Annotated in this window: 24 protein-coding genes; 3 read left to right on the forward strand and 21 right to left on the reverse strand. The window is 40.0% G+C overall.

Annotation, left to right across the window (positions count from 1 at the left end):
• The first annotated feature begins 377 nt into the window (after positions 1-377).
• Positions 378-629, forward strand: a complete 252-nt coding sequence (locus FFM66_RS10590) for a hypothetical protein (protein ID WP_048603036.1) — start codon at positions 378-380, stop codon at positions 627-629.
• A 49-nt stretch (positions 630-678) separates the two neighbouring features.
• On the opposite strand, the gene FFM66_RS10595 is transcribed toward FFM66_RS10590, so the two are convergent.
• The 14 genes from FFM66_RS10595 to fabT form a co-directional block, all read right to left on the reverse strand.
• Positions 679-1,413: an amino acid ABC transporter ATP-binding protein gene (locus FFM66_RS10595; protein WP_137605898.1), complete on the reverse strand. Its 735-nt coding sequence runs from the start codon at positions 1,411-1,413 to the stop codon at positions 679-681.
• A gap of 13 nt (positions 1,414-1,426) precedes the next feature.
• Positions 1,427-2,116, reverse strand: coding sequence for an amino acid ABC transporter permease (locus tag FFM66_RS10600; RefSeq protein ID WP_048603038.1), 690 nt, complete (start codon positions 2,114-2,116; stop codon positions 1,427-1,429).
• Between the two features lie 15 nt (positions 2,117-2,131).
• On the reverse strand, positions 2,132-2,971 hold the full coding sequence (locus tag FFM66_RS10605) for a transporter substrate-binding domain-containing protein (RefSeq protein WP_137605899.1): 840 nt from the start codon (positions 2,969-2,971) through the stop codon (positions 2,132-2,134).
• A gap of 230 nt (positions 2,972-3,201) precedes the next feature.
• Positions 3,202-3,987 carry an acetyl-CoA carboxylase carboxyl transferase subunit alpha gene (locus FFM66_RS10610; protein ID WP_048603040.1) on the reverse strand — a complete coding sequence of 262 codons (786 nt, stop codon included), beginning with the start codon at positions 3,985-3,987 and terminating at the stop codon, positions 3,202-3,204.
• Positions 3,984-4,850: an acetyl-CoA carboxylase, carboxyltransferase subunit beta gene (gene accD / locus FFM66_RS10615; RefSeq protein WP_048603041.1), complete on the reverse strand. Its 867-nt coding sequence runs from the start codon at positions 4,848-4,850 to the stop codon at positions 3,984-3,986. Before accD ends, FFM66_RS10610 begins: the two co-directional genes overlap by 4 nt.
• Before the next feature lie 11 nt (positions 4,851-4,861).
• On the reverse strand, positions 4,862-6,220 hold the full coding sequence (locus FFM66_RS10620; RefSeq protein WP_048603042.1) for an acetyl-CoA carboxylase biotin carboxylase subunit: 1,359 nt from the start codon (positions 6,218-6,220) through the stop codon (positions 4,862-4,864).
• 7 nt (positions 6,221-6,227) lie between these two features.
• Positions 6,228-6,647 carry a 3-hydroxyacyl-ACP dehydratase FabZ gene (fabZ, locus tag FFM66_RS10625; protein WP_503825947.1) on the reverse strand — a complete coding sequence of 140 codons (420 nt, stop codon included), beginning with the start codon at positions 6,645-6,647 and terminating at the stop codon, positions 6,228-6,230.
• A gap of 12 nt (positions 6,648-6,659) precedes the next feature.
• On the reverse strand, positions 6,660-7,139 hold the full coding sequence (accB, locus tag FFM66_RS10630) for an acetyl-CoA carboxylase biotin carboxyl carrier protein (protein WP_048603044.1): 480 nt from the start codon (positions 7,137-7,139) through the stop codon (positions 6,660-6,662).
• Positions 7,136-8,377, reverse strand: a complete 1,242-nt coding sequence (gene fabF / locus FFM66_RS10635; protein ID WP_048603045.1) for a beta-ketoacyl-ACP synthase II — start codon at positions 8,375-8,377, stop codon at positions 7,136-7,138. The genes accB and fabF overlap by 4 nt, the downstream gene beginning before the upstream one ends.
• 15 nt (positions 8,378-8,392) lie before the next feature.
• Positions 8,393-9,130 (reverse strand): 3-oxoacyl-[acyl-carrier-protein] reductase, encoded by a 738-nt coding sequence (gene fabG / locus FFM66_RS10640; RefSeq protein WP_048603046.1) that lies wholly within the window; start codon positions 9,128-9,130, stop codon positions 8,393-8,395.
• A gap of 9 nt (positions 9,131-9,139) precedes the next feature.
• On the reverse strand, positions 9,140-10,060 hold the full coding sequence (fabD, locus tag FFM66_RS10645) for an ACP S-malonyltransferase (RefSeq protein WP_137605901.1): 921 nt from the start codon (positions 10,058-10,060) through the stop codon (positions 9,140-9,142).
• Positions 10,061-10,175: 115 nt separating this feature from the next.
• The gene (locus FFM66_RS10650; RefSeq protein WP_048603048.1) at positions 10,176-10,400 is read right to left on the reverse strand and encodes an acyl carrier protein; all 225 of its coding nucleotides are present in this window, start codon (positions 10,398-10,400) and stop codon (positions 10,176-10,178) included.
• A gap of 54 nt (positions 10,401-10,454) precedes the next feature.
• Positions 10,455-11,426: a beta-ketoacyl-ACP synthase III gene (locus FFM66_RS10655; RefSeq protein ID WP_048603049.1), complete on the reverse strand. Its 972-nt coding sequence runs from the start codon at positions 11,424-11,426 to the stop codon at positions 10,455-10,457.
• Positions 11,423-11,863 (reverse strand): fatty acid biosynthesis transcriptional regulator FabT, encoded by a 441-nt coding sequence (gene fabT, locus FFM66_RS10660; RefSeq protein ID WP_048603050.1) that lies wholly within the window; start codon positions 11,861-11,863, stop codon positions 11,423-11,425. The genes FFM66_RS10655 and fabT overlap by 4 nt, the downstream gene beginning before the upstream one ends.
• A gap of 261 nt (positions 11,864-12,124) precedes the next feature.
• On the opposite strand from fabT, the gene FFM66_RS10665 reads away from it, so the two are divergent.
• On the forward strand, positions 12,125-13,045 hold the full coding sequence (locus FFM66_RS10665; RefSeq protein ID WP_137605902.1) for a GIY-YIG nuclease family protein: 921 nt from the start codon (positions 12,125-12,127) through the stop codon (positions 13,043-13,045).
• Between the two features lie 89 nt (positions 13,046-13,134).
• On the opposite strand, the gene FFM66_RS10670 is transcribed toward FFM66_RS10665, so the two are convergent.
• The 7 genes from FFM66_RS10670 to ykzS form a co-directional block, all read right to left on the reverse strand.
• The gene (locus FFM66_RS10670) at positions 13,135-13,365 is read right to left on the reverse strand and encodes a YkuJ family protein (RefSeq protein ID WP_048603052.1); all 231 of its coding nucleotides are present in this window, start codon (positions 13,363-13,365) and stop codon (positions 13,135-13,137) included.
• Positions 13,366-13,462: 97 nt separating this feature from the next.
• A complete protein-coding gene (locus tag FFM66_RS10675) occupies positions 13,463-14,326 on the reverse strand; it encodes an NAD(P)-dependent oxidoreductase (protein WP_048603053.1) in 864 nt (287 codons plus the stop codon).
• A gap of 72 nt (positions 14,327-14,398) precedes the next feature.
• A complete protein-coding gene (locus FFM66_RS10680) occupies positions 14,399-15,631 on the reverse strand; it encodes a glycosyltransferase family 4 protein (protein WP_137605903.1) in 1,233 nt (410 codons plus the stop codon).
• Positions 15,632-15,646: 15 nt separating this feature from the next.
• Positions 15,647-16,666 (reverse strand): LTA glycolipid anchor biosynthesis glycosyltransferase, IagA/BgsA family, encoded by a 1,020-nt coding sequence (locus FFM66_RS10685; protein ID WP_048603055.1) that lies wholly within the window; start codon positions 16,664-16,666, stop codon positions 15,647-15,649.
• A 487-nt stretch (positions 16,667-17,153) separates the two neighbouring features.
• Positions 17,154-18,881, reverse strand: coding sequence for a phosphoenolpyruvate--protein phosphotransferase (gene ptsP / locus FFM66_RS10690; protein ID WP_137605904.1), 1,728 nt, complete (start codon positions 18,879-18,881; stop codon positions 17,154-17,156).
• A complete protein-coding gene (locus FFM66_RS10695; RefSeq protein WP_048603058.1) occupies positions 18,881-19,147 on the reverse strand; it encodes a phosphocarrier protein HPr in 267 nt (88 codons plus the stop codon). Before FFM66_RS10695 ends, ptsP begins: the two co-directional genes overlap by 1 nt.
• 165 nt (positions 19,148-19,312) lie before the next feature.
• Positions 19,313-19,504 (reverse strand): protein YkzS, encoded by a 192-nt coding sequence (gene ykzS / locus FFM66_RS10700; RefSeq protein ID WP_048603059.1) that lies wholly within the window; start codon positions 19,502-19,504, stop codon positions 19,313-19,315.
• A 244-nt stretch (positions 19,505-19,748) separates the two neighbouring features.
• On the opposite strand from ykzS, the gene FFM66_RS10705 reads away from it, so the two are divergent.
• Positions 19,749-21,986: an ATP-dependent Clp protease ATP-binding subunit gene (locus FFM66_RS10705; RefSeq protein WP_171000837.1), complete on the forward strand. Its 2,238-nt coding sequence runs from the start codon at positions 19,749-19,751 to the stop codon at positions 21,984-21,986.
• Positions 21,987-22,133 lie beyond the last annotated feature (147 nt).

A 22,133-nucleotide genomic window follows, 5' to 3' on the forward strand; every position in this document is an offset into this window, starting at 1 on the left:
TGTAATAACAGAAAAAGAAAAACCGATGGTTTTTCAAAATTAATGTTAAAAATCTAGAAGTATGAATAATTCAGGATATTTACTGGTAATAAAAAAAAATTTTTTAATGACTTACGAAAAATTGACTCTTTTTCCTATAATCATTTCGATGTTGTTTTAGGTAGCAATGTTGACACTACAGAATTTGGCTACATGAACATAGCCTTTTTTGATTTGAATGGAAAACTCCTTTTTTACACTAGCACTCATGAAGGATTGGCATGGATTGAGAACGAATTTCTATTGTGAGCATAGCCCCACCTTCTTAAAAACCCGTTGTACCCCCACAAAAATGTGCTAAGATAGAAGGAGAAAATTTTGAGTAAGGAGAATGAATGATGCAATTTCACGAAGACTTGAATGAACTGATTGTTGAGCTTTTTGCCGATATTGAAGATATCGGAGATGAAGAAATCTGGGCTTTTTATGAAGAAAAAGACGGAGAACAGCTCTTTACCGATTACCGTTACAAAAATGACCCCGCAGAAAAAATGCCGAAGGGTTCCCTTGGCGAAAAAGTAATGGCGATCACTGCAAAAGAATTACTGCCTCTTTTACGAAAACAAAAACATCAACATCCGAATTTTTAAAAAAACCTGTAGGAAAACGGCTGCTTGGCTATTTTCCTACAGGTTTTTTCTATAATATTTTCGACAAAAAATCAATTGTCCGTGGATTTTGTGCATGCTGAAAGATGTCTTCCGGTGTTCCTTCTTCCATGATGATTCCTTCATCCATAAAGAGCACACGGTCTCCAACTTCTTTGGCAAATCCCATTTCATGGGTAACAATGACCATCGTCATACCGTCTTTTGCCAACTGCTGCATAACTGAAAGGACCTCCCCTACCATTTCCGGATCTAACGCCGAAGTCGGTTCATCAAACAACATAACATCCGGCTGCATCGCCAATGCTCGTGCAATCGCGATCCGCTGTTTCTGTCCCCCAGAAAGCGATTGAGGATAGGCAGCGCTTTTTTCACTCAAACCAACTTTTTCTAAAAGCTGCTCCCCAAAAGCCATAGCTGTCTCTTTGGTTTCTTTTTTTACTTTAACAGGAGATAAAATCAAGTTATCCATGACTGTCATATTAGGAAAAAGATTAAAGTTTTGAAAAACCATTCCCATTTTCTCTCGCATTTTGTAAATGTCATTTTTCTTATCGGTAATATCTGTACCTTCAAAATAAATATTACCTTGAGTTGGTACCTCTAAAAGATTTAGACAGCGGAGAAAGGTACTTTTTCCTGAGCCAGATGGTCCGATGATTACCACGACTTCCCCTTTTTTAATCTCTGAATTGATTCCTTTTAATACTTGATTTTTCTTAAATGATTTATGCAGATTTTCTACTTTAATCAATGCTTCCGACATCTTATATTCCCCCCTATCTTTGGTATCCTTTACCCATTTTTTCTTCCCATAAAGCCAGTAAACGTCCCGTGAAGAAAGTCAGGATAAAGTAAATGATAGCGGCAATATACAATGGTTCTAACGGAATATACGAATTGGTGATAACGATTTGCGCACTGCTCAATAATTCATAAATTCCAATTGTTGAAAGTAGGGAAGAATCTTTGATCAGGGTGATAAATTCATTTCCCATTGAAGGAAGAATATTTCGCAATGCTTGCGGTAAAATCACGTAACGCATCGCCTGCATTGGACGCAAACCCAGAGATTCTGCTGCTTCTTTTTGCCCTGCTTCAACGGAAATAATCCCACCCCGAACGATTTCTGCTACATAGGCGCCAGAGTTCATTGAAATCACAATAATTCCGGGAATCAACCGACTAAAATCGACATCTAAAACACCGATAGCTACCGTTGGCGCACTGATGATTCCTTGCAAAAGTCCAAAACCAATCAAAATTTGGATCAACATCGGTGTACAACGAATAATTTCAATATAAATATTGGCAAACCAACGCAAAGGAGACACGCTGGAAAGTTTCAGCAAAGCCATTACGACTCCGATAATCGTTCCAAAAATGATGGTAACCACTGAAATGATAATGGTAACGACTGTTCCTGAAAGAAAATAAGGGAAAAAATCTGGTAAAAAGGAAAAATTCATTTGTCTAACCTCAATCTATTTTTCGGCATTTTTATTTGCTAGCTCGATATTTTTTTGAACAAATTCTTCCATTTTGCCAGAATCGTTCAATTCTTTGATTACATCGTTAATTTCTGATTTTAATTCGCCGCTGTCTTTTGGCAAGGCGATTGCATACGCTTCGTCTTCGCTGGATTTCAAGTCAACTTCTGCAAACTGCAAATCCGGGTTTTGGTCAATATAAGAAGCACCAACTGTTTCTTCAACGACGAGCGCATCGATCGATCCTTGGTTTAATTCAATGATTAGATTAGGAACTTTCGCAACAGAAACGATTTGTGCATCAGCAATCTGTGTCTTGGCTACATCTTCTTGAACAGAGCCTTTTTGTGCACCGATTTTTTTGCCACTCAAACTTTCAATCGAAGTAAAGGTTGCGGCATTTTTCTTGTTAATAACAATTTTTTGTGGTGGATTGTAGTAATTATCTGAAAAGTCGAAGGATTCCTTACGTTCCGGTGTAGCAGAAATTCCCGAAATCGCAATATCCACTTTTCCCTGTTGCAGAGAACTTAATACTGCATTGAATTCCATATCCATAAACTCAACATCAACATCTAATTTTTCGGCGATTGCATTAGCTAAATCAATATCTGCCCCGACAATTTTATCTTTGCCGTCAGACATCGTATGAAATTCAAAAGGAGCAAAATCTGCAGATAATCCAACTTTCAGTACTCCCGCATCTTTGATTGCAGCAACTGCTTTGTCTTGTGTACCTGAATCCTTTGATGCTTTTTCGTTATTTCCGCCACCACAAGCACCCAGTAAGAAAACTAATGCTAATGACGCAACCCCTGTTAAAATCTTTTTCATAAAATCCGCTCCTCATTATTCATTTTTTATACAATATATTTCTTTTTTATGAGATTGTATACATATTACCACAGTTTTTTTGACTTTTCATCCATTTTTTGAAAGTTTTTTGAAATTTTATTTACTTTTCTCGTGAAAATCGCTAGTTTATTGAATATTCCCAGCAAAAACGGCTATAAGAAACAAAAAAAGACCAAAAGCTGGATGCTTTGGTCCTTCTACTTTTACGATTAAAATTTACGAAAACGCTGATAACGTGCTTCTAACCTTTCGGATTCCGTCAGTTGGCAAAGTTCTTGTAATTTGTCGATCAATGCTTTGCGAAGCATGTGATTGATTTTTTCCATTTCAATTGGTTCGCCATTTAAAGTTTCGGGAATGACTTTATCAATTACCTTTAAATCAAACAATTCTTTTGCAGTGATTTTCATCAATTCCGCGGCTTCTTTTGCACGGCTGCCATCTTTCCATAGGATTGAGGCAAAGCCTTCTGGTGACAAAATAGCATAAATTGATTGCTCCATCATCCATACTTCGTCGCCAAGAGCTAAGGCAAGCGCACCACCGCTACCGCCTTCACCAATAATGATGGCGATGATTGGCACCTTCAAATCAGACATTTCCAAAAGATTACGGGCAATCGCCTCGCCTTCGCCTCTTTCTTCTGCCCCAACACCGCAAAAAGCGCCTGCGGTATTGATAAAGGTAATCACCGGCCGGCCAAATTTTTCAGCTTGCTTCATTAAACGCAAGGCTTTTCGATATCCTTCTGGATGAGGAGAACCAAAATTTCTTCGTAGATTCTCCTGCAGATTTTTGCCTTTTTGAATGCCGATGACTGTCACTGGCTTTTCGTCTAAACATGCAATACCACCAACTACCGCCTCGTCATCTCCAAAAAGTCGATCCCCGTGTAGCTCTTGGAAATTCTCAAAAATCAACTCAAAATAATCAAGAGCCGTCAAGCGATCTTTCCCCCGCGCTTGTTGCAGAATTTCTGCCGCAGTTTTTTTCATCCCAGCGACCACCCTTCCATCGTATGAAGTGTCAATAATTGATAAATACGTTCCTTCATTTCTTTTCTTGGAACAATTTGGTCAACGAAGCCGTGTTTTTTCAAAAATTCCGCCTTTTGAAAGTCCTCTGGCAACTCCTGCTTGATAGTTTCTTCAATCACTCGCCGTCCGGCAAACCCAATCAGGCTTTGGGGCTCTGCTAAAATAATGTCCCCTTCCATTGCAAAACTTGCCGTGACGCCGCCGGTAGTTGGATCAGTTAAAACCGTCAAATAAAACAATCCTGCTTCACTATGTCGCTTGACTGCCGCAGAAATTTTTGCCATCTGCATCAAAGAAAAAATTCCTTCTTGCATTCGGGCGCCTCCGGAAGCGGTAAAAATCACTACTGGCAATCCTTTGGTTGTAGCCCGTTCAAACAAGCGGGTGATTTTTTCTCCTACAACCGTGCCCATGCTTCCCATGATGAAATGAGAATCCATGACACCGATTGCCAAAGGGACGCCATTGATTGTAGCGTTTCCCGTCAATACGGCTTCACTCAGTCCCGTTTTTTCTTGTGTTATGCGAATCTTTTCCAGATAGCCGGGAAAATCAAGCGGGTCGCTCGTCCGACAATCATTATCCCATTCTTCAAAACTTTTTTCATCGATAGTAAGAGCGATTCTTTCCCAAGCACTGATTCGAAAGTTGTAACCACAATGGGGGCAGACCTTTTCTGCTCCCATTTCTTTCGTATAAAGCGTGTGTTTGCAACTTGGACATTTCGCCCACATGTTATCTGGAACGAAAGGAGTATTTGCTGGCGTCGCATCCCGATTTGGATTGATGCGAATGTAATTTTTCTTTTTGAATAAGGCCATGTTTCACCCTCCTATTGTTCCCAATTCGGTAAAAAGATTTCTTGTAAAAAGGCGGTGTCGTAATCTCCAGCAACAACTTGTGGATGACTAATCAAATCCATTTGAAATTCTGAATTTGTCAATACACCATCTGTCACTAGCTCTCCTAGTGCACGTTGCATTTTCATCAATGCTTCAAAACGGGTATCTCCATGAACGATTACTTTTGCAATCATGGAATCATAATAAGGAGGAATCGTGTACCCAGAGTACATACCGCTATCCACCCGCACACCTAATCCACCACTGGGTAAGAAAAGATTGGTGATCTTCCCTGGCGAAGGAGCAAAATGAAAGGCAGGATTTTCTGCATTGATTCGACATTCAATTGCATGTCCCTTCAACTTAATGTCCGTTTGCTGAATATCCAAAGGTTCATTTGCTGCAATCTGAATTTGTTTTTTTACAAGATCAATTCCAGTGACCATCTCAGTGATTGGATGTTCCACTTGAATTCGGGTATTCATTTCCATAAAATAAAACGAGCCAGCTTGATCCATTAAAAATTCAATTGTACCAGCATTTTGGTAACCGACTGCTCTTGCCGCTCGCAGGGCAGCTTCACCAAGTTCTTGGCGTTTTTCTTCTGAAATCACCACCGATGGAGATTCTTCCATCACTTTTTGGTTGTTTCGCTGTAAAGAACAGTCTCTTTCTCCCAGATGGATAATATGACCAAATGCGTCACCTAAAATTTGTACTTCAATATGACGAGCAGGATAAACGATTTTTTCCAAATACATGGCGTCATTTCCAAAGGCTGCTTTTGCTTCCTGCTGGGCAGAAGAAAAATGCTGTGGCAGTTCATCTTTTGAAGCAACTTTTCGAATCCCTTTTCCGCCACCGCCAGCTGCAGCTTTCAGCATCACAGGATACCCGATGCGTTCGGCTACGGCTAATGCTTCTTCAACATCAACCACTTCTCCATCGCTACCAGGAATGACGGGAACTTCTGCTTGGATCATTAATTGACGGGCATTGATTTTATTGCCCATTGCTTCAATCGTTTCACTTTTAGGACCGATAAACGTAACATTGATTTCTTCGCACATGGCAGCAAAGCGGCTATTTTCTGATAAAAAACCAAACCCCGGATGAATGGCTTCTGCCTTTGTCACCACTGCAGCACTTAGAATCTGCTGCACGTTTAAATAAGAATCTGCTGCTTTTGCCGGTCCGATACAAATCGCCTCATCTGCCATTTCCGTATGCAGAGCTTCCCGGTCTGCTTCTGAATAAACCGCAACAGTGGCAATTCCTAGTTCACGACAGGCGCGAATGATTCGTACAGCGATTTCTCCACGATTTGCAATCAATACTTTTGAAAACATAACTCACCTATCCAATCATAAACGTCAGTTCCGCCTCAGCAACTTTTTTTCCATCAACATATGCGATCCCTTTGCCGATTCCAGCAGAAGATTTCACTTTCAATAATTCTACTTCCAACATCAGGGTATCTCCTGGCGTTACTTTTTTTCTAAATTTTGCTTTATCAATTCCACCGAAATAAGCAGTTTTCCCTTGAAATTCTTCAAGAGAAAGCAACGCAACTGCGCCAGCTTGCGCCATTGCTTCTAGAATCAGTACGCCCGGCATTACCGGTTCGTGAGGAAAGTGTCCTTGAAAGAAAGGTTCATTGACGGATACATTCTTCTTTGCGATGATTTTTTTGCCAATTTCCATTTCCTCTACGCGATCCAGCAATAGAAACGGATAACGATGGGGAATGATTTTTTTGATTTCTTCTACAGTCATTAATGACATTTTTTAGCCTTCTTTCACCACAAACAACGGTTGATTGTATTCCACTGTCTGTTCATTCTCAACGAGTATCGCGGTAATTTCTCCAGATACTTCACTGGTAATTTCATTCATTACTTTCATGGCTTCGATAATGCATAGAACTTCGCCTTTTTTCACCTGATCACCCAGTTTTTTAAATGCCGGTTTTTCTGGTGTTGGTTGCAGATAGACCACACCTACTAACGGTGACACGATTGATGTTCCCTCAGCTTTTGCCTCTTCGGTCACAATTGTTTCGGTAGTTTCTTCATGAGTAGATGTTGTTTGAAGTTGTGTGCCTCCAATTGCTGGTGTTTCCGCAGCTGGCGTTGCATAGAGTCGTTCTTTTCCAGATGACGTATTTTTATTAAAATAAAGTTCAAAATTGCCTTCTTTTAAATCAAATTCTGTTAAAGAGGATTGATCGAACTGATCTAATAACCCTTTGATTTCTTGAATATTCATTCGTCAGCCTCCCAACGTTTCAAACAAATAACTGCATTATGACCACCAAAACCTAACGAATTACTTAAAGCATAGGTCACATCTGCCGGTTGACTTTGATTTTTTACAACGTTTAAATCAATTTCGGGATCTTGTTGAGAAACATTGATTGTTGGTGGAATAAATTGATGCTCCAAAGCAAGCAGACTAGCAATAGCTTCAATTCCTCCAGCGGCTCCCAACAAATGACCGGTCATCGATTTTGTACTGCTGACATAGGTTTGACGGTAGGTTTCACCTAGTCCATATTGAATCGCTTTTGCTTCAGCAACATCATTTGCCGGTGTGCTTGTTCCGTGTGCATTTACATAGTCAACATCTGCTCCGGTGATTCCTGCTTCTGCCATTGCCAACTGAATCGCTTTACCTGCTCCCGAACCATCAGGATTTGGCGCTGTCATATGATACGCATCACAATTTGCTCCATACCCAACAATCTCGGCTAGTATGTTGGCTCCTCGTTGTTTGGCATGCTCGTAAGATTCTAACACCATGACTCCTGCACCTTCCCCCATGACAAAACCGCTGCGATTCGTATCAAAAGGAACTGAGGCCTTTGAAGGATCCGTTTCTTTTGTCAAAGCTGTCAAAGAAGCAAAACCGGCAATACCGATTTGATTGATGGATGCTTCTGCTCCTCCAGCCAGTATGACATCCGCATAGCCATGTTTAATGTTGCGGAAAGCTTCACCAATCGAATGAGTTCCTGAAGCACAAGCGGTTACGATGCTCGTACAAATTCCTTTTGCCCCCACTCGCAAAGCGATGTTTCCAGCCACCATATTGACGATTGACATAGGAACAAACATTGGTGATACTCGTTGTGAGCCTTTTTCAGACATTCGAATCACTTGATCTTGGATCGTTTGTAAACCACCGATTCCCGATCCTACAATGACACCAAAACGATCCGCATCAACATCTTCTTTGGTGAAATCTGCCATTGTCATTGCTTCTAAAGCTGCATACACACCGTATACGGAAAACATATCCATTCGTTTTGCATCTTTTTTTATAAAATATTTATCAAAAGGAAATTCCTTCACTTCTGCTGCTAAGCGAATACCCGTATCTGTTGCATCAAAGTGGGTGATTTCCCCAATACCGTTTTTTCCTTCTTTTAGACTTGTTAAAAAGGTCTCTGGATCGTTGCCGATAGGTGAAGCAACACCATATCCTGTGATTACTACTCGATTCATTCGTTTCTCCTCCTGTTAACCGTGCATGACTAGTCCGCCATCAACATTGATGACCTGTCCGGTAATATATGGGCTTCGGGCTAAGAAAAGTGCCGTGTTTGCCACATCCTCGACACCGCCGAATTTTTGTAGCGGAATATTTTCTGCAACCTGCTCTTTTACTTTAGCAGAAAGAACCTCTGTCATATCCGTAGCAATGAACCCGGGAGCTATCGCGTTGCAGGTAATCCCTCTAGCTGCCGCCTCTCTGGCAACTGATTTGGTAAATCCAACGACGCCGGCTTTGCTTGCCGCATAATTTGCCTGCCCTAGATTTCCAATCAAGCCCGAAACAGAAGCCATATTAATGATTCTTCCTTCTCGTTGCTTCATCATCTTTTTGATGACATGTTGCGTCATATTGAAGGTCCCCGTCAGATTGATACGGATGACCTTTTCAAAATCCTCTGCTGTCATACGCATCACTAGCTTATCATTAGTGATACCAGCGTTATTGATCAAGATATGGATCGGTCCTAGCGCTTCAATCGCATTGTCGATCATTTCACCGGCAGTATCAAAATCAGCAATGTCTCCCGATACACCAATACAACGAACGCCGTACGCTTCGATTTCTTGAATCAACTCGGATGAAATATCTCCCCGTCCATTTAAAATAATGTTCCCACCTGCTTGTGCGAAAGCTTTCGCAATACCTAAGCCAATGCCGCGGGTACTACCGGTCACAAATATATTTTTTCCCTGTATATCCATTACTTCCTCCTAGTCCAACTGCGCAATCGTCGCTGCCAAGGTTTCACTATCCTCAACTCGCAATAGATTGATCGAAGGATCGATTTTTTTAATAAATCCAGTCAGTACTTTTCCCGGACCGATTTCTACTGTTTGGGTAATTCCTATTTGCTTCAATGTCTCAATACTTTCATAAAAACGAACAGATGACATAACCTGCTGTTCCAACAACGACTTAATTTCTTCTTGTTTCATCACTTTTGCCGTTGTGTTACTAATTACTGGAATCTGCATCGCAGAAAAACGAATTCTTTCCAGCTCTTTTTTTAACTCATCAGCTGCCGGCTTCAGCAAGGGGGTATGAAATGGACCACTGACGTTTAACGGAATCATCCGCTTAACTCCGACTTCTTTTAGAAAATTTACAGCAGCGTCAACAGCTTCTACTTCTCCACCGATAACAATTTGCTGCGGTGTATTATAGTTTGCCGGTACAACAATTCCTACATTTGCTGCTTGTTGGCAACTTGCCTCAATCGTTTCAATTGGCGTATTCAAAACTGCCACCATTTTTCCTGTTCCTTTAGGTGCCGCTTTTGTCATGAACTTGCCTCGTTTTGCGACAAGGTCAACCGCTATTTCGAAATCCAGTGCGCCACTGGCAACTAGAGCGGAATATTCTCCAAGACTCAAACCGGCTACAGCATCTGCTTGGAATCCTTTTTCATTTAAGATCCGCCAAAAAGCAATGCTAACCGTCAAAATGGCCGGCTGTGTGTATTCTGTCTGGTGGATTCGATCACTTTCAAAACATAATTCAGCCATGTCATAGCCTAAAACCTCACTCGCTTGTGAGAAAGTCTGCCGAACGATTTTTTCTTGTTGATAAAGCTCTTTACCCATCCCTGGATATTGTGCTCCTTGCCCACTAAATAAAAAAGCTGTTTGCATATTCTTCTCCTTTAGCTACCTTTACGAAAATCAACGAACTGATTTCCTTATAATAGGAAGAAAGACTTCTTCCCATTATAAGAAAAGCTAGGCTATGGGCCTAGCCAGTCTCACCTTACGCTTGTTGTTTCTCTACGTATTTCACTAAATCTTCTACGGTTGTGATGCCTTCTTCTGTTTCAATTTTTACATCAAATTCATCTTCGATTTCGTTGATGATTTGGAACAAATCCAAGCTGTCTGCTTCTAAATCTTCTTGGATGTTGGTGTTCAATTTGATTTCTGCTGTTTCTTTCCCTAGTTCTTCTGCTACGATTTCTTGAATTTTTTCAAATATCATGTGTATAGTTCCTCCAATAATTAATTATTCGTCATTTTTATTGTAAACAGGTCTCTAAAGCTTTAGAAGGATGGCTCCGTATGTCAGACCGCCACCAAAACCTGAAAACACCACTGTTTGTTTACTACCTATAATCAAAGTGCCATTTGTCACAGCTTCATCCAACAATAAAGGAATACTTGCTGCTGAAGTGTTGCCGTATTTTTCCATATTTTGCAAAAATTTTTCACGAGGTTGTTTTAGTTTTCTGGCAACCTTGTCTAAAATTCGGGCATTCGCTTGATGGAGCAAGAAATAATCAATCTCTCTTTCTCCAATCACGTCTGCAATTTGTGCCACAACGGTCCGAGTTGCAAAATCAAAGATTTCTCTGCCAATCATTGTAAGATAAGGCGAAGAAGCTTTTTTTTCTGAATAAGGACTTTCGTTAGCTACAAAACCTGAAGTCAGGCAATCGGCTTTTTGACCATCTGCTTGTAATTTTTCCTGCAAAATCCTTGGTTGCTCTGTTGCTTCCAATAAGATTCCGGCAGCAGCGTCACCAAATAGCACCGCTGTTGATCGATCCTGCCAATCTAAAACTTTTGATAAAACCTCGCCCCCGATTACCAGTCCTTTTTTTCCACCGGTGCGAATCAATTTTTCTGCCATTGCCATCGCATAAACGAAACCAGAACAAGCGGCACTGATATCAAAAGCAAAGGCATTGACGGCTTGAATATTTCCTTGAACCTGACAGGCAACAGATGGTGTAGCAAAATCTGGAGTCATGGTAGCAACTAAAATAAAATCAAGCTCTTCCGGCAAGCAATCGGCTTTTCTTAAAATTCTTTTTGCTACCTCGGTACAAAGATCTGACGTATTTTCTGTAGTGACTACATGTCGCTCTTTGATACCAGTTCGGGAAAAAATCCATTCATCCGATGTATCCATGATTTCTGAAAGCTGCTGGTTGGAAATGATTTTTTCTGGAACATAGCTTGCGGTGGCAGTAATTTTTCCGTAACACTTCTTTACCTCGCTCATTTGTATTCCTGCAAGAAATCATGCAGATTTTTTAGCGCTTTTAAAAGTGCTGCTTCTTCCTCACTACTCATATCCTGCAATACTCCTTTGATCATTTGTCGATGAAAATACTGATGAACCCGAAAAAGCAGCTTTCCTTTTTTCGTTAGTCCCAGCTTTACCACTCGGCGATCATCTTCACTGCGAATCCGATCAACGTATCCTTTTTTTACCAAACGATTAATTGCTGTCGTCAGCGTTCCCACAGTAATGGATAATTCCTTGGCTACTTCCGAGGTCGTTTTCTTCTTATACATTCCAATTGCTTCGATCGTGTGCATCTCCGTAATGGATAAATCATTAAATTGTGATTTTTGTAATTCTGATTCTTCGATCGTAAGAATATCATTGAAGACACTTACTAAATAATCGTTGACTGTTTCTAAATTAGGTTCCACGGTTTCACCATCCAAAATACTTTGATTATCAAATCATTTGACTATCAAAATATATTATATGTTTTTACAAATTGCAAGTCCTTTTTAGAATTTTTTGCAATCTCACATTAATTTTCAAGAATAATCATGGATTTTTAATTGAAAAAATTTTTGTTTCCTCAATCGTTTCCTAGAAAATTAGTTTGATATTCAAAACATTATTCGTAAAAAAAAGACGGAGCTTTCCTTGTTCTTTTTCCTTTTTTCTGTTATCTTCTTCCTATGAAAAATCTAAAACAACAAGCAGCGGCATTGCCGACAACGCCGGGAATTTATTTGATGAAAGATCAGCACGGCGGAATCATTTATGTTGGAAAAGCAAAAAATCTAAAAAAACGGGTACAGTCCTATTTTCGACACAACCCAAATCATTCCAATAAGGTTTTGCGGATGATTTATAATATTGCTTCTTTTGAAACGATTGATGTAGCGACTGAGCTTGATGCACTGTTATTGGAATGTCGATACATCCAACAATACCATCCTCTCTATAATCGCCAAATGAACTTTTATCAAAATTATCTTTATGTTGGAATTGTCGGTCATGAGATCCTTCTTTCAACAGAGTATCAGCCGAATTTTTTGGGACCATTCCGCCAATACAAACATCTGCCGGATATCCTCGTCAGCTTGAACGATACTTTTCTGTTGCCAAAAACTAATCCCCTCACTCGTTTGGCGGTAGAAAAACAAATTCCTCAAATCACTGACACTCCATTGAGCGAACGGCTAACAGAGGTGAAACATTTTTTTACTGGCGAACCAACGAGTTACTTTCATCTGCTTCACCAGCGGATGCTGCATGCCAGTGAACATCTGAATTTTGAACAGGCGCAACGATTGCAGGAGGAAGCCAATCAGAGCCAACGTTTTTATGACTCTTTGCTACGGAGAAATCAATTTTTAAAGCAACCACAAATTGAATTTTCCTTGCCGATTGCTGCGGAAAAAAGAAAATATTATCAAATCTCTTATGGTCGAATCGATCAAGCAATCATTGCAACTGAACCACCAACGTTTCCGCCAATTACTAAAGAGAAGAAACAATTAGAAAAATCCGAAGTCGATCCCACCGATATTTTGATCAGCTATTATCGCCGCTTTATCGAACCTCACAACCAAGCGATCCTAATTAATGAATAAAAAAAACCGACATTTTCAGCGCCAAACAGGTATCTGTTGGATTCTGAAAATCTCGGTTTTTCTAGTTGAATAAATGCAGATTGGTGACACTATTGAATCAGGTCGTAAATCTCCATTGCAACGATATCAATGTTATCAAATTGATAGCTTTGATGTGTATCTGCCTCAGTCAATTCAAAGGTTTCTGTTGCTTTATCGTATGTCACTGTACACTTCTCAACGCCTTCTTTTTCAAAACGGCGCACTTGTACCTCATTGTCGGTTGCTTCTGTCATCGCTTCAAGGCGTTTGATGATGGCAACTAATTGTGAACTTTTCATCCGAAAGCCTCCCTTTCTCCATTTCTGTTACATTGTATCAAAACAGACCTATGCTTGCATTGTTTTTTGGAAAAAAAACATGATTTTTTTAAATTTTCTAATCGTTCCACCATAGTTTAATCAGCGCTTGGGTTCCGTCATTTTCAAAGCCCTTGTCTGCAAGCTCTTCATAGAGTTTCGTTGCCAATTTGGTACTTGGCAGTTCCAACTTCATTTTCTTCGCCTCATCCAATGCAATTTTTAAATCTTTGATAAAATGTTTAACAAAAAATCCGGGAGAATAATCTGCTTTTAAAATGCGAGGACCATAATTGCTCATAGACCAATTGGCTGCACTGCCGCCGGCTAAAGTATCGATGACTTTAGGTAAATCCAGACCGGCATTTTTCGCATAAACCAACATTTCTGTCATTCCTGTCATAGTACCGGCAATCATGATTTGATTTGCCATTTTAGTGTGCTGTCCTTTACCGGGACCTCCATGCAGACTATAGGTTTTTCCGATTACTTCAAAAAGAGGCAATACTTTTTCAAACGTTTCCGAGCTACCCCCTACCATAATTGTCAACGTCGCATTTTTAGCGCCCAGATCTCCACCCGAAACTGGCGCATCCAAGCTTTCTGCTCCGTTTTCAATTGCGGTCTTTGCAATTCTTTCTGCTAAAGTCGGAGTGCTGGTAGTAAGATCCACCAGAACTTTTCCCGCAACATCTGTTTGAAAAATACCTTTTTCACCATAATAAATTTCTTCCACATCTTTTGGATAACCTACCATGGAAAAAACAAAGTCGCTTGCTGCTGCAATTTCTTTCGGTGTATCTTTCCATACTGCACCTTTTGCAACCAAATCATCCGTCTTGCTTTTTGTTCGATTAAATACTGCTAATTCATGGCCGGCTGCCAGCAAATGTTCAACGATCGCATGCCCCATGACGCCCGTTCCAATAAAACCAATCTTCATATCCATTCCTCCAATCAAAAAAATTCACACTCTTAGTATACGCTAAAAGTGTGAAGATGTGTCGCAGAATGTTTACATCGATGACTTTCTAAAAGCACGAAGTTTAACCTTGATTTTTTGGATTGAAGGCTCCGTTTCCTTCTCCAATTCACGGGAATGATAATAGGCAATCATGTCGTTATAAAAATCAAGCATCGATTCACCAAAATGAGTAGCCGAAATTTCGTAAAGTTTTGTTTCCAGCACTTGATCGTTGCCGGGAATTTTTTGATTGATATAATCGATCAAAGAATCCGCAAAGTCTTCCTCTGAAACAAAGGTCATACCTAGCGAAGGATCATCGATCAGATTGTTCAAATAATCGTTACCTTCCACGACAAGAGGCGTTCCCGCTGCCATCGCCTCTGTATAGGTCAGACCTTGTGTTTCCGACGTAGATGTGCTGACAAAGTAATCTGCCGCATGATAAAACAAGGCAGTTTCTTCATTCGGTACTTCTCCGGTAAATTGAACCACTTCACTTAATCCCAATGTTTCAACCAATTCCCGTAATTTTTCTAAATAAGGACCTTTCCCAACTACAACTAAACGGGCTTGCGGTAACTGACGAATGACTTCTGGAAAGCCATGAATAATAGCTTGAATATTTTTTTCATAAGAAATTCGGCTTAAAGATAAAATCATCAGTTGGTCTTGAGCAATTCCCAAATGTTCTCGGACAGTTTTCCGCATGTCTTCCGTAATATCAGGACGTTCAAATTTTTCAATTTCAATGCCGGTGGGAATCACCCGCATTGGCGAGGTCACACCATATGAACGCAACGTATCAATCACCCGTTCACTTGGGCAGACGACACCTGTTGTGTGGTTGGCAAAAATCCGAGAGAAATATTTTACATGGGAAGGGCGCAATACTTTGCCTTTTGCTACATAATGCAAATAATCTTCGTACATGGTGTGGTAGGTATGGATCACAGGAATCTTCAATTTTTTTCCAACCATTTTTCCCAACATTCCTGCACCAAATTCTGTGTGGGTATGAATCAAGTCCAGTTCTAATTCCTTAGCGATAAGATAGGCATACCACATGCCACGAACAACGATTCGTCGATCCTTGAACGAAACAAACGGTACACTTGGCATTCGGATAATATCTTCTTCCATTTCCTTCGCATTCGGGTCAGTTGTTGTAAAAATATATACTTCATGCCCTTTATGCTCCAGTTCATCCTTCAATGTTTTGATCGATGTCGCAACACCACTGACCTGCGGAAAATAGGTATCCGTAAAAAATCCAATTTTCACTTTACTTCCTCCAAACTACATAACAGTTTCATTTTCCAAAACCTGTTCATAAACAGCTTTCAATTCCTCACCGATTTTTCGAATACTCTTACCTTTAGCTGTTTCATACCCTGCCAAAGAAAGATCCGGTACTTTCTGTTCAACGATTTCTTCAATTCGATTAGCAAATTCCTGATTATCTTTTGCCATGTAACAGTTTTGTTCATTTTGCAGCCAGCCTTTGTAGACGGGAATATCCCGAACTAAAACCTTCTGCTTACTTGCCAGTGCTTCTAAAACCACGATACCTTCCGTTTCTTCATAGGAAGGAAAGAAAAAGAGATCTGCACCAGAATATGCGCCTTGGATAATCTCTCCCTGAATATAACCAGGGAAAAGAACGTTATCAGGATGATCTTCCTTTACGATATTTCGAATATTTTTCGGAATCGTGTACATTGGCACATGACCAAACCAGATGAAAAGGTACTCAGGAAATTGTTTGGCTAACTCGACAAAATCAACGATTCCTTTTCGCTCAAAGAACAAGCCCACTGAAATAATAACTTTTTGCTCTGGTGATAAATGAAAATATTCGCGGAATTTTTGTTCTTTCTCTGGATCAGGTGCATATTTTTCTAAATCAATACCGTTTGAAATCGCAGCAATTGGCACGGTCAACCCGTATCCTTCCAGTAATTCTTTGGAATAGGGTGTTGGTGTAATCAATTGATCGGCTTTTGAATATAAGCTGACTAAATATTTTTTATAAATAGGTGATACTTGATTGGAACCGATGAAAGAGTTTCGAAAATCCTCTTCGGTTGAATGGGCATGGTAAATAACTTTTTTACCTGCACGACGAGCTTTGCTTACCATATTATAACTATTGACACCGTATGTGTTGATGTGCAAAATATCATAATCTTCATCATGAGGGTCACAGGTATATTCCACCCCAACCTCACTTAATGCTCGCTTTTGGTGGGATAATGCTCGACCAATCCCTGATTTTTCAAGCATCTTTTCTCCTTCGAAATAAAGTAATACCTTCAAAGAGAATATCCTCCTTGTTCTTTTTCTGGTTGAAATTTTTTTCAAAATTTCTTCCGATTTTCACGCCGTATATCATTCCACTAGGATTCTTGAAATAAGTGGAACTGACATCCTTGTTCTTTTTCTGGTTGAAATTTTTTTCAAAATTTCTTCCGATTTTCACACCGTATATCATTCCACTAGGATTCTTGAAATAAGTGGAATTGACATCCTTGTTCTTTTTCCGATTGACATTTTTTTCAAAATTTCAACCAGTCGTCATGTCATACCAGCATTTCATTGAAATACTGAAAACGGCAAAAACAAGCTTTTCCATCTGGCGTTACAAACATTATAGCACAGCAAGGGCAATTGTATCTCCAACTATAGACCTAGATTTGCTGGGAAACACCTTACAAATTTGATAGATTGGGTGCCATTTAAAAAAACAAAAAGAAGAAGAGCAACTTTGCGAATTTACAAAGTGCTCTTCCTCTTTTTGAAAAATCTATTTTACGTATTGTTCAACTAAAGCAACAACTTCTTCAAGTGTGTCACATTCTTTCAACGCACGATCAGCAAGTTCTTGCATATCAGTAGTTGTCAAACGTTTCATCAAGCTACGAGTCTTCAAGACTGAAGTCGCACTCATTGAAAATTCATCTAAGCCCATTCCTACTAACAATGGTACCGCTGTTTGATCTCCTGCCATTTCGCCACACATTCCAGCCCATTTACCTTCTGCATGTGCTGCATCAATTACATTTTTGATTAAACGTAAAATTGAAGGATTATAAGGTTGATATAGGTACGAAACGCGTTCGTTCATCCGGTCAGCCGCCATTGTGTATTGAATCAAATCATTGGTTCCAATACTGAAGAAATCAACTTCTTTTGCGAATTTATCTGCTAAAACAGCAGCCGCAGGAATTTCGATCATGATCCCAACTTGGATCGTATCCGAAACAGTTACACCTTCGCTAATCAATTTTTGACGTTCTTCATTGTAGATTTTTTTCGCAGCGCGGAACTCTTTCAATGTTGCCACCATTGGGAACATAATCCGTAAATTGCCGTGTGCAGAAGCACGCAACAACGCACGCATTTGTGTACGGAACATATCGTCTCCTAAGTCGGATAAACTGATACGCAACGCACGATAACCCAAGAACGGATTCATTTCATGAGGCAATTGCAGATAAGGAAGTTCCTTATCCCCACCGATATCCATCGTACGAACAACAACAGGTTTGTCTCCCATGCCTTCCAATACAGCTTTATACGCTTTGTATTGGTCGTCTTCAGTAGGAAAATCAGCAGAATCCATGTATAAGAATTCTGTACGATACAAACCGATTGCTTCTGCGCCGTTATTACGTACGCCTTCTAAATCTTTTGGCGTACCAATATTAGCAGCTAATTCAAAATGTTTGCCATCAGCAGTGACTGTTTTTGAATTTTTTAGTTTTTCCCATTCTGCTTTTTGAGCAGCATAGTCTTCACCAATTTTAATAAATTCTGCTTTTTGATCTTCAGTAGGGTCAATGATAACGTCCCCTTCGATCCCATTCACAGCTAAAATATCGCCAGCTTTGACTTTGGCAGTAATTTCTTTTGTTCCCACGATTGCAGGAATTTCTAAAGAACGAGCCATAATCGCAGAGTGCGAAGTACGTCCGCCGATATCCGTTACGAATGCTTTAACAAAGTTACGGTCTAATTGTGCCGTATCACTTGGAGTCAAGTCATGCGCCACGACAACAACTTGTTCGTTGATCATTGAAGGATTTGGTAGAGAAACTCCTAACAAATTCGCCAAGATCCGTTTTGCAACGTCACGAATATCTGCTGCGCGTTCTTGCATGTAAGCATTGTCATCCATCGCTTCGAACATACCGATATACATGTCGGTAACATCTTTCAATGCTGATTCAGCATTGACTTTGTTATCTTTCACGTTTTGCTTGATTTGACCAACCATTTCTGGATCACTAAGAACCATCAAATGGGCATCAAATACTTGCGCTTCTTCTTCACCGAGACTTTGCGCTGCTTTTTCCCGAATTTGAGTCAATTCATCGGTAGACTTTGCCAAAGCGTCGTCTAATCGTTTTTCCTCAGCGTCAGTATCTTCTACTGAAACTTTATTGAAGGATAAATCCGGTTGAACTAGCAGGTAAGCTTTTGCAACGGCAACTCCGTCACTTGCGGCGATCCCTTTTAGCATTTCAACCATTATTCAGATAATCCTTCTTTCTTCATTGTGTCAACGATTGCTGCCATTGCGTCAGCTTCGTCAGCACCTTCAGCAGTGATGGTAACGTCTGATCCTTGGCCAACGCCTAAAGACATAACGCCCATGATTGATTTTAGGTTCACTGATTTGCCTTTGTATTCAAGGTTGATATCAGAGTTGAATTTGCTAGCTGTTTGAACTAATAAGGTAGCTGGACGTGCGTGGATTCCAGTTTCTGCTACTACATGAAAGTCTTTCTTTTCCATAATTGATTGATCTCCTTTATTAAACAAAGTTTTTTGTTAGGGTTTTTTCTGCTTTCTACAACGTAAAAAAGACATCTAAAAAATTCCCTTTCAATTGTAAAGATTACCATTTTTTTGCCAATCTTACAACCGTTTTCTACCAATTTACATTGTTTATTCATTGGTCTAGCCTTGATTTTTCTGATAACGGTAAATAATCCTACCATTTAAGCCGGCTTCCCCGACAAAAGCGGTACGGTCTTCGCATTTTAACCATGCTTCTCGAAAAATTAAAAATTCTGCTTGCTCAACGATAATTTCTGAAAGGTCGCCGCTGCGAAGCTGCTGCAACTGGCCTTCATATGGATTTTCAACCATTGACGCACCTCCTCACCTGTCACTATTTATATAGTATACTTGTTTTTCATTTTTCGACAATTGTCAAAGAGCAAATAGTTGCATCTTAAGCAAAACTTGGTATAATAAAAACCAAAGGTCAAAGATGGTCAGTGAAAGTATTTCCATTTTTTGATCTTCTATTGAGTTTATCTTTTTACGAAACGCAGGATTCGCGTTAAAATTAATTCGTAGTAAAAACGGTATGAAAGGTCGTGACTATTCTATGCTTTGTCAAAATTGCGGCAAAAATGAAGCAACGATCCATTTATACGCAAATGTAAATGGTCAGAGAAAACAGCTTGATTATTGTCAAAGCTGTTATCAAAAATTAAAAAATCAAAAAGGAAGCCAACAAAATATGATGCAACAAGATCCATTCGGGTTTGGCAGTCTTGATGATTTGTTCCGACAAATGTCTCGGCAAATGCAACAAAACGGTGCTCCCGAACAAACACCCCCCACTCAATTCGGCGGTGGCAATAACTTTAACGGTGGACAACCTCCACAAGGAAATCGGCAAGCCAATGGACTGCTGGGAGAATATGGAATCAACATTACAGAACAAGCTCGTCAAGGAGACATTGATCCAGTCGTTGGACGGGATGAAGAAATTCAACGAGTGATTGAGATCCTTAACCGCAGAACCAAAAACAATCCCGTTTTGATTGGTGAACCCGGTGTCGGTAAAACGGCAGTTGTTGAAGGTTTCGCTCAAAAGATTGTCAATGGTGATGTCCCACAAAAATTAATGGACAAAGAAGTGATTCGTTTAGATGTCGCCTCCCTTGTTCAAGGAACAGGTATCCGTGGGCAATTTGAAGAACGGGTTCAAAAATTGATTGAAGAAGTCAAACAGGCAAAAAATGTTATCCTATTTATTGATGAAGTACACGAAATCGTTGGTGCTGGTTCTGCCGGCGACGGAAATATGGATGCAGGAAATATTTTAAAACCTGCTTTAGCTCGTGGCGAATTGCAAATGGTAGGTGCTACAACGTTAAACGAATATCGAATTATTGAAAAAGATGCAGCCCTAGAACGTCGGCTTCAACCCGTTCGTGTGGAGGAACCTTCTGTAGAAGAAACCATCACAATCTTAAAAGGATTGCAACCTCGTTATGAAGACTATCACCATGTTAAATATACGGATGAAGCAATCGAAGCTGCTGCTGTTTTATCTAATCGGTATGTTCAAGATCGTTTCTTGCCGGATAAGGCCATTGACTTGTTGGATGAAACCGGCTCGAAAAAGAATTTGACGATTCAAATGATCGATCCAAAAGTTATCGAAAAGAAATTAGCCGATGCCCAAACCCAAAAACAACAAGCCTCACAAGAAGAAGATTTTGAAAAAGCCGCGTATTATCGCGACCAAATCAACAAACTTCAAAAAATGAAAGAAAAACAAATCAGTGACGAAGAAATACCAGTCATCACCGAAAAAGACATGGAACAAATCGTAGAAGCTCGAACGGGTATTCCAGTCGGTGAGCTGAAAGAAAAAGAACAAACACAATTGAAAAATTTGGCTACTGACCTAAAAGCTCATGTCATTGGACAAGAAGACGCGATCGATCGTGTGGCAAAAGCCATTCGTCGAAATCGTGTAGGACTTGGGAAACAAACTCGACCAATCGGTTCCTTCTTATTTGTCGGACCGACTGGCGTCGGAAAAACAGAATTGGCCAAACAATTGGCATATGAATTATTCGGCTCAGAAGAATCCATGATTCGTTTCGATATGTCTGAATATATGGAAAAACACAGTGTTTCTAAATTGATTGGTTCTCCTCCTGGCTATGTTGGTTATGAAGAAGCTGGACAATTGACCGAAAAAGTTCGTCGTAATCCTTACAGTTTGATTTTATTAGATGAAATCGAAAAAGCTCACCCAGATGTATTGCATATGTTCCTGCAAATTTTGGATGACGGTCGTTTGACGGATGCACAAGGTCGCACTGTCAGCTTTAAAGATACCTTGATTATTATGACAAGTAATGCCGGTACCGGAAAAGTGGAAGCCAATGTTGGCTTCGGAGCAGCCCGTGAAGGGATTACTCGATCCGTTTTAGGACAATTAAATAATTACTTTACACCAGAATTCTTGAACCGTTTCGATGGCATCGTGGAATTCAAGACACTTTCAAAAGAAGACTTGTTGACGATTGTCAATTTGATGCTTAACGATGTAAACAAAATGTTGAGTGCTCAAGGAATCCATATTGATGTACCAAAAACTGTTCAAGAAAAATTAGTTGACTTAGGTTACAATCCAGCAATGGGTGCCCGCCCTCTTCGCCGAACGATTCAAGAACAAATCGAAGATGGTGTAGCGGAATACTATTTGGATCATCCAAAAATCAAAAACTTAAAAGCAAAATTGACCAAGGATGGCAAAATCGAAGTAGTTGCTAAAAACGCTCCTAAAGAAAAAACTACGGAACCAGAAACAAAAGAATAAGTAAAAAGGCAAGCCACTTTTTGATATGCTCCCCCTATATAGGACACTGAAATATAAAAGTCCTGTATAGGGGGGGATTTTGTATGCCACAAAGAAAGATGAAACTCACTCCAGAAAAACGAGTAGAACTAGTAGAGAGCTATTTGA

The organism is Enterococcus songbeiensis (assembly GCF_005405265.1).
GTDB lineage: Bacteria > Bacillota > Bacilli > Lactobacillales > Enterococcaceae > Enterococcus_C > Enterococcus_C songbeiensis.

Excerpts from the sequence above, each read along its gene's own strand:
- FFM66_RS10670 (WP_048603052.1), bottom strand. The coding sequence starts at position 13,365 with ATGAAAAGTTCACAATTAGTTGCCATCATCAAACGCCTTGAAGCGATG.
- FFM66_RS10605 (WP_137605899.1), bottom strand. The coding sequence starts at position 2,971 with ATGAAAAAGATTTTAACAGGGGTTGCGTCATTAGCATTAGTTTTCTTA.
- FFM66_RS10650 (WP_048603048.1), bottom strand. The coding sequence starts at position 10,400 with ATGATATTTGAAAAAATTCAAGAAATCGTAGCAGAAGAACTAGGGAAA.
- FFM66_RS10610 (WP_048603040.1), bottom strand. The coding sequence starts at position 3,987 with ATGAAAAAAACTGCGGCAGAAATTCTGCAACAAGCGCGGGGGAAAGAT.
- FFM66_RS10665 (WP_137605902.1), top strand. The coding sequence starts at position 12,125 with ATGAAAAATCTAAAACAACAAGCAGCGGCATTGCCGACAACGCCGGGA.
- fabF (WP_048603045.1), bottom strand. The coding sequence starts at position 8,377 with ATGAATCGAGTAGTAATCACAGGATATGGTGTTGCTTCACCTATCGGC.
- FFM66_RS10705 (WP_171000837.1), top strand. The coding sequence starts at position 19,749 with ATGCTTTGTCAAAATTGCGGCAAAAATGAAGCAACGATCCATTTATAC.
- FFM66_RS10595 (WP_137605898.1), bottom strand. The coding sequence starts at position 1,413 with ATGTCGGAAGCATTGATTAAAGTAGAAAATCTGCATAAATCATTTAAG.
- FFM66_RS10675 (WP_048603053.1), bottom strand. The coding sequence starts at position 14,326 with ATGAAGATTGGTTTTATTGGAACGGGCGTCATGGGGCATGCGATCGTT.
- accD (WP_048603041.1), bottom strand. The coding sequence starts at position 4,850 with ATGGCCTTATTCAAAAAGAAAAATTACATTCGCATCAATCCAAATCGG.
- ykzS (WP_048603059.1), bottom strand. The coding sequence starts at position 19,504 with ATGGTTGAAAATCCATATGAAGGCCAGTTGCAGCAGCTTCGCAGCGGC.
- fabD (WP_137605901.1), bottom strand. The coding sequence starts at position 10,060 with ATGCAAACAGCTTTTTTATTTAGTGGGCAAGGAGCACAATATCCAGGG.
- accB (WP_048603044.1), bottom strand. The coding sequence starts at position 7,139 with ATGAATATTCAAGAAATCAAAGGGTTATTAGATCAGTTCGATCAATCC.
- FFM66_RS10600 (WP_048603038.1), bottom strand. The coding sequence starts at position 2,116 with ATGAATTTTTCCTTTTTACCAGATTTTTTCCCTTATTTTCTTTCAGGA.
- ptsP (WP_137605904.1), bottom strand. The coding sequence starts at position 18,881 with ATGGTTGAAATGCTAAAAGGGATCGCCGCAAGTGACGGAGTTGCCGTT.
- FFM66_RS10620 (WP_048603042.1), bottom strand. The coding sequence starts at position 6,220 with ATGTTTTCAAAAGTATTGATTGCAAATCGTGGAGAAATCGCTGTACGA.
- FFM66_RS10590 (WP_048603036.1), top strand. The coding sequence starts at position 378 with ATGCAATTTCACGAAGACTTGAATGAACTGATTGTTGAGCTTTTTGCC.
- fabZ (WP_503825947.1), bottom strand. The coding sequence starts at position 6,647 with ATGACTGTAGAAGAAATCAAAAAAATCATTCCCCATCGTTATCCGTTT.
- fabG (WP_048603046.1), bottom strand. The coding sequence starts at position 9,130 with ATGGATATACAGGGAAAAAATATATTTGTGACCGGTAGTACCCGCGGC.
- FFM66_RS10695 (WP_048603058.1), bottom strand. The coding sequence starts at position 19,147 with ATGGAAAAGAAAGACTTTCATGTAGTAGCAGAAACTGGAATCCACGCA.
- FFM66_RS10655 (WP_048603049.1), bottom strand. The coding sequence starts at position 11,426 with ATGAGCGAGGTAAAGAAGTGTTACGGAAAAATTACTGCCACCGCAAGC.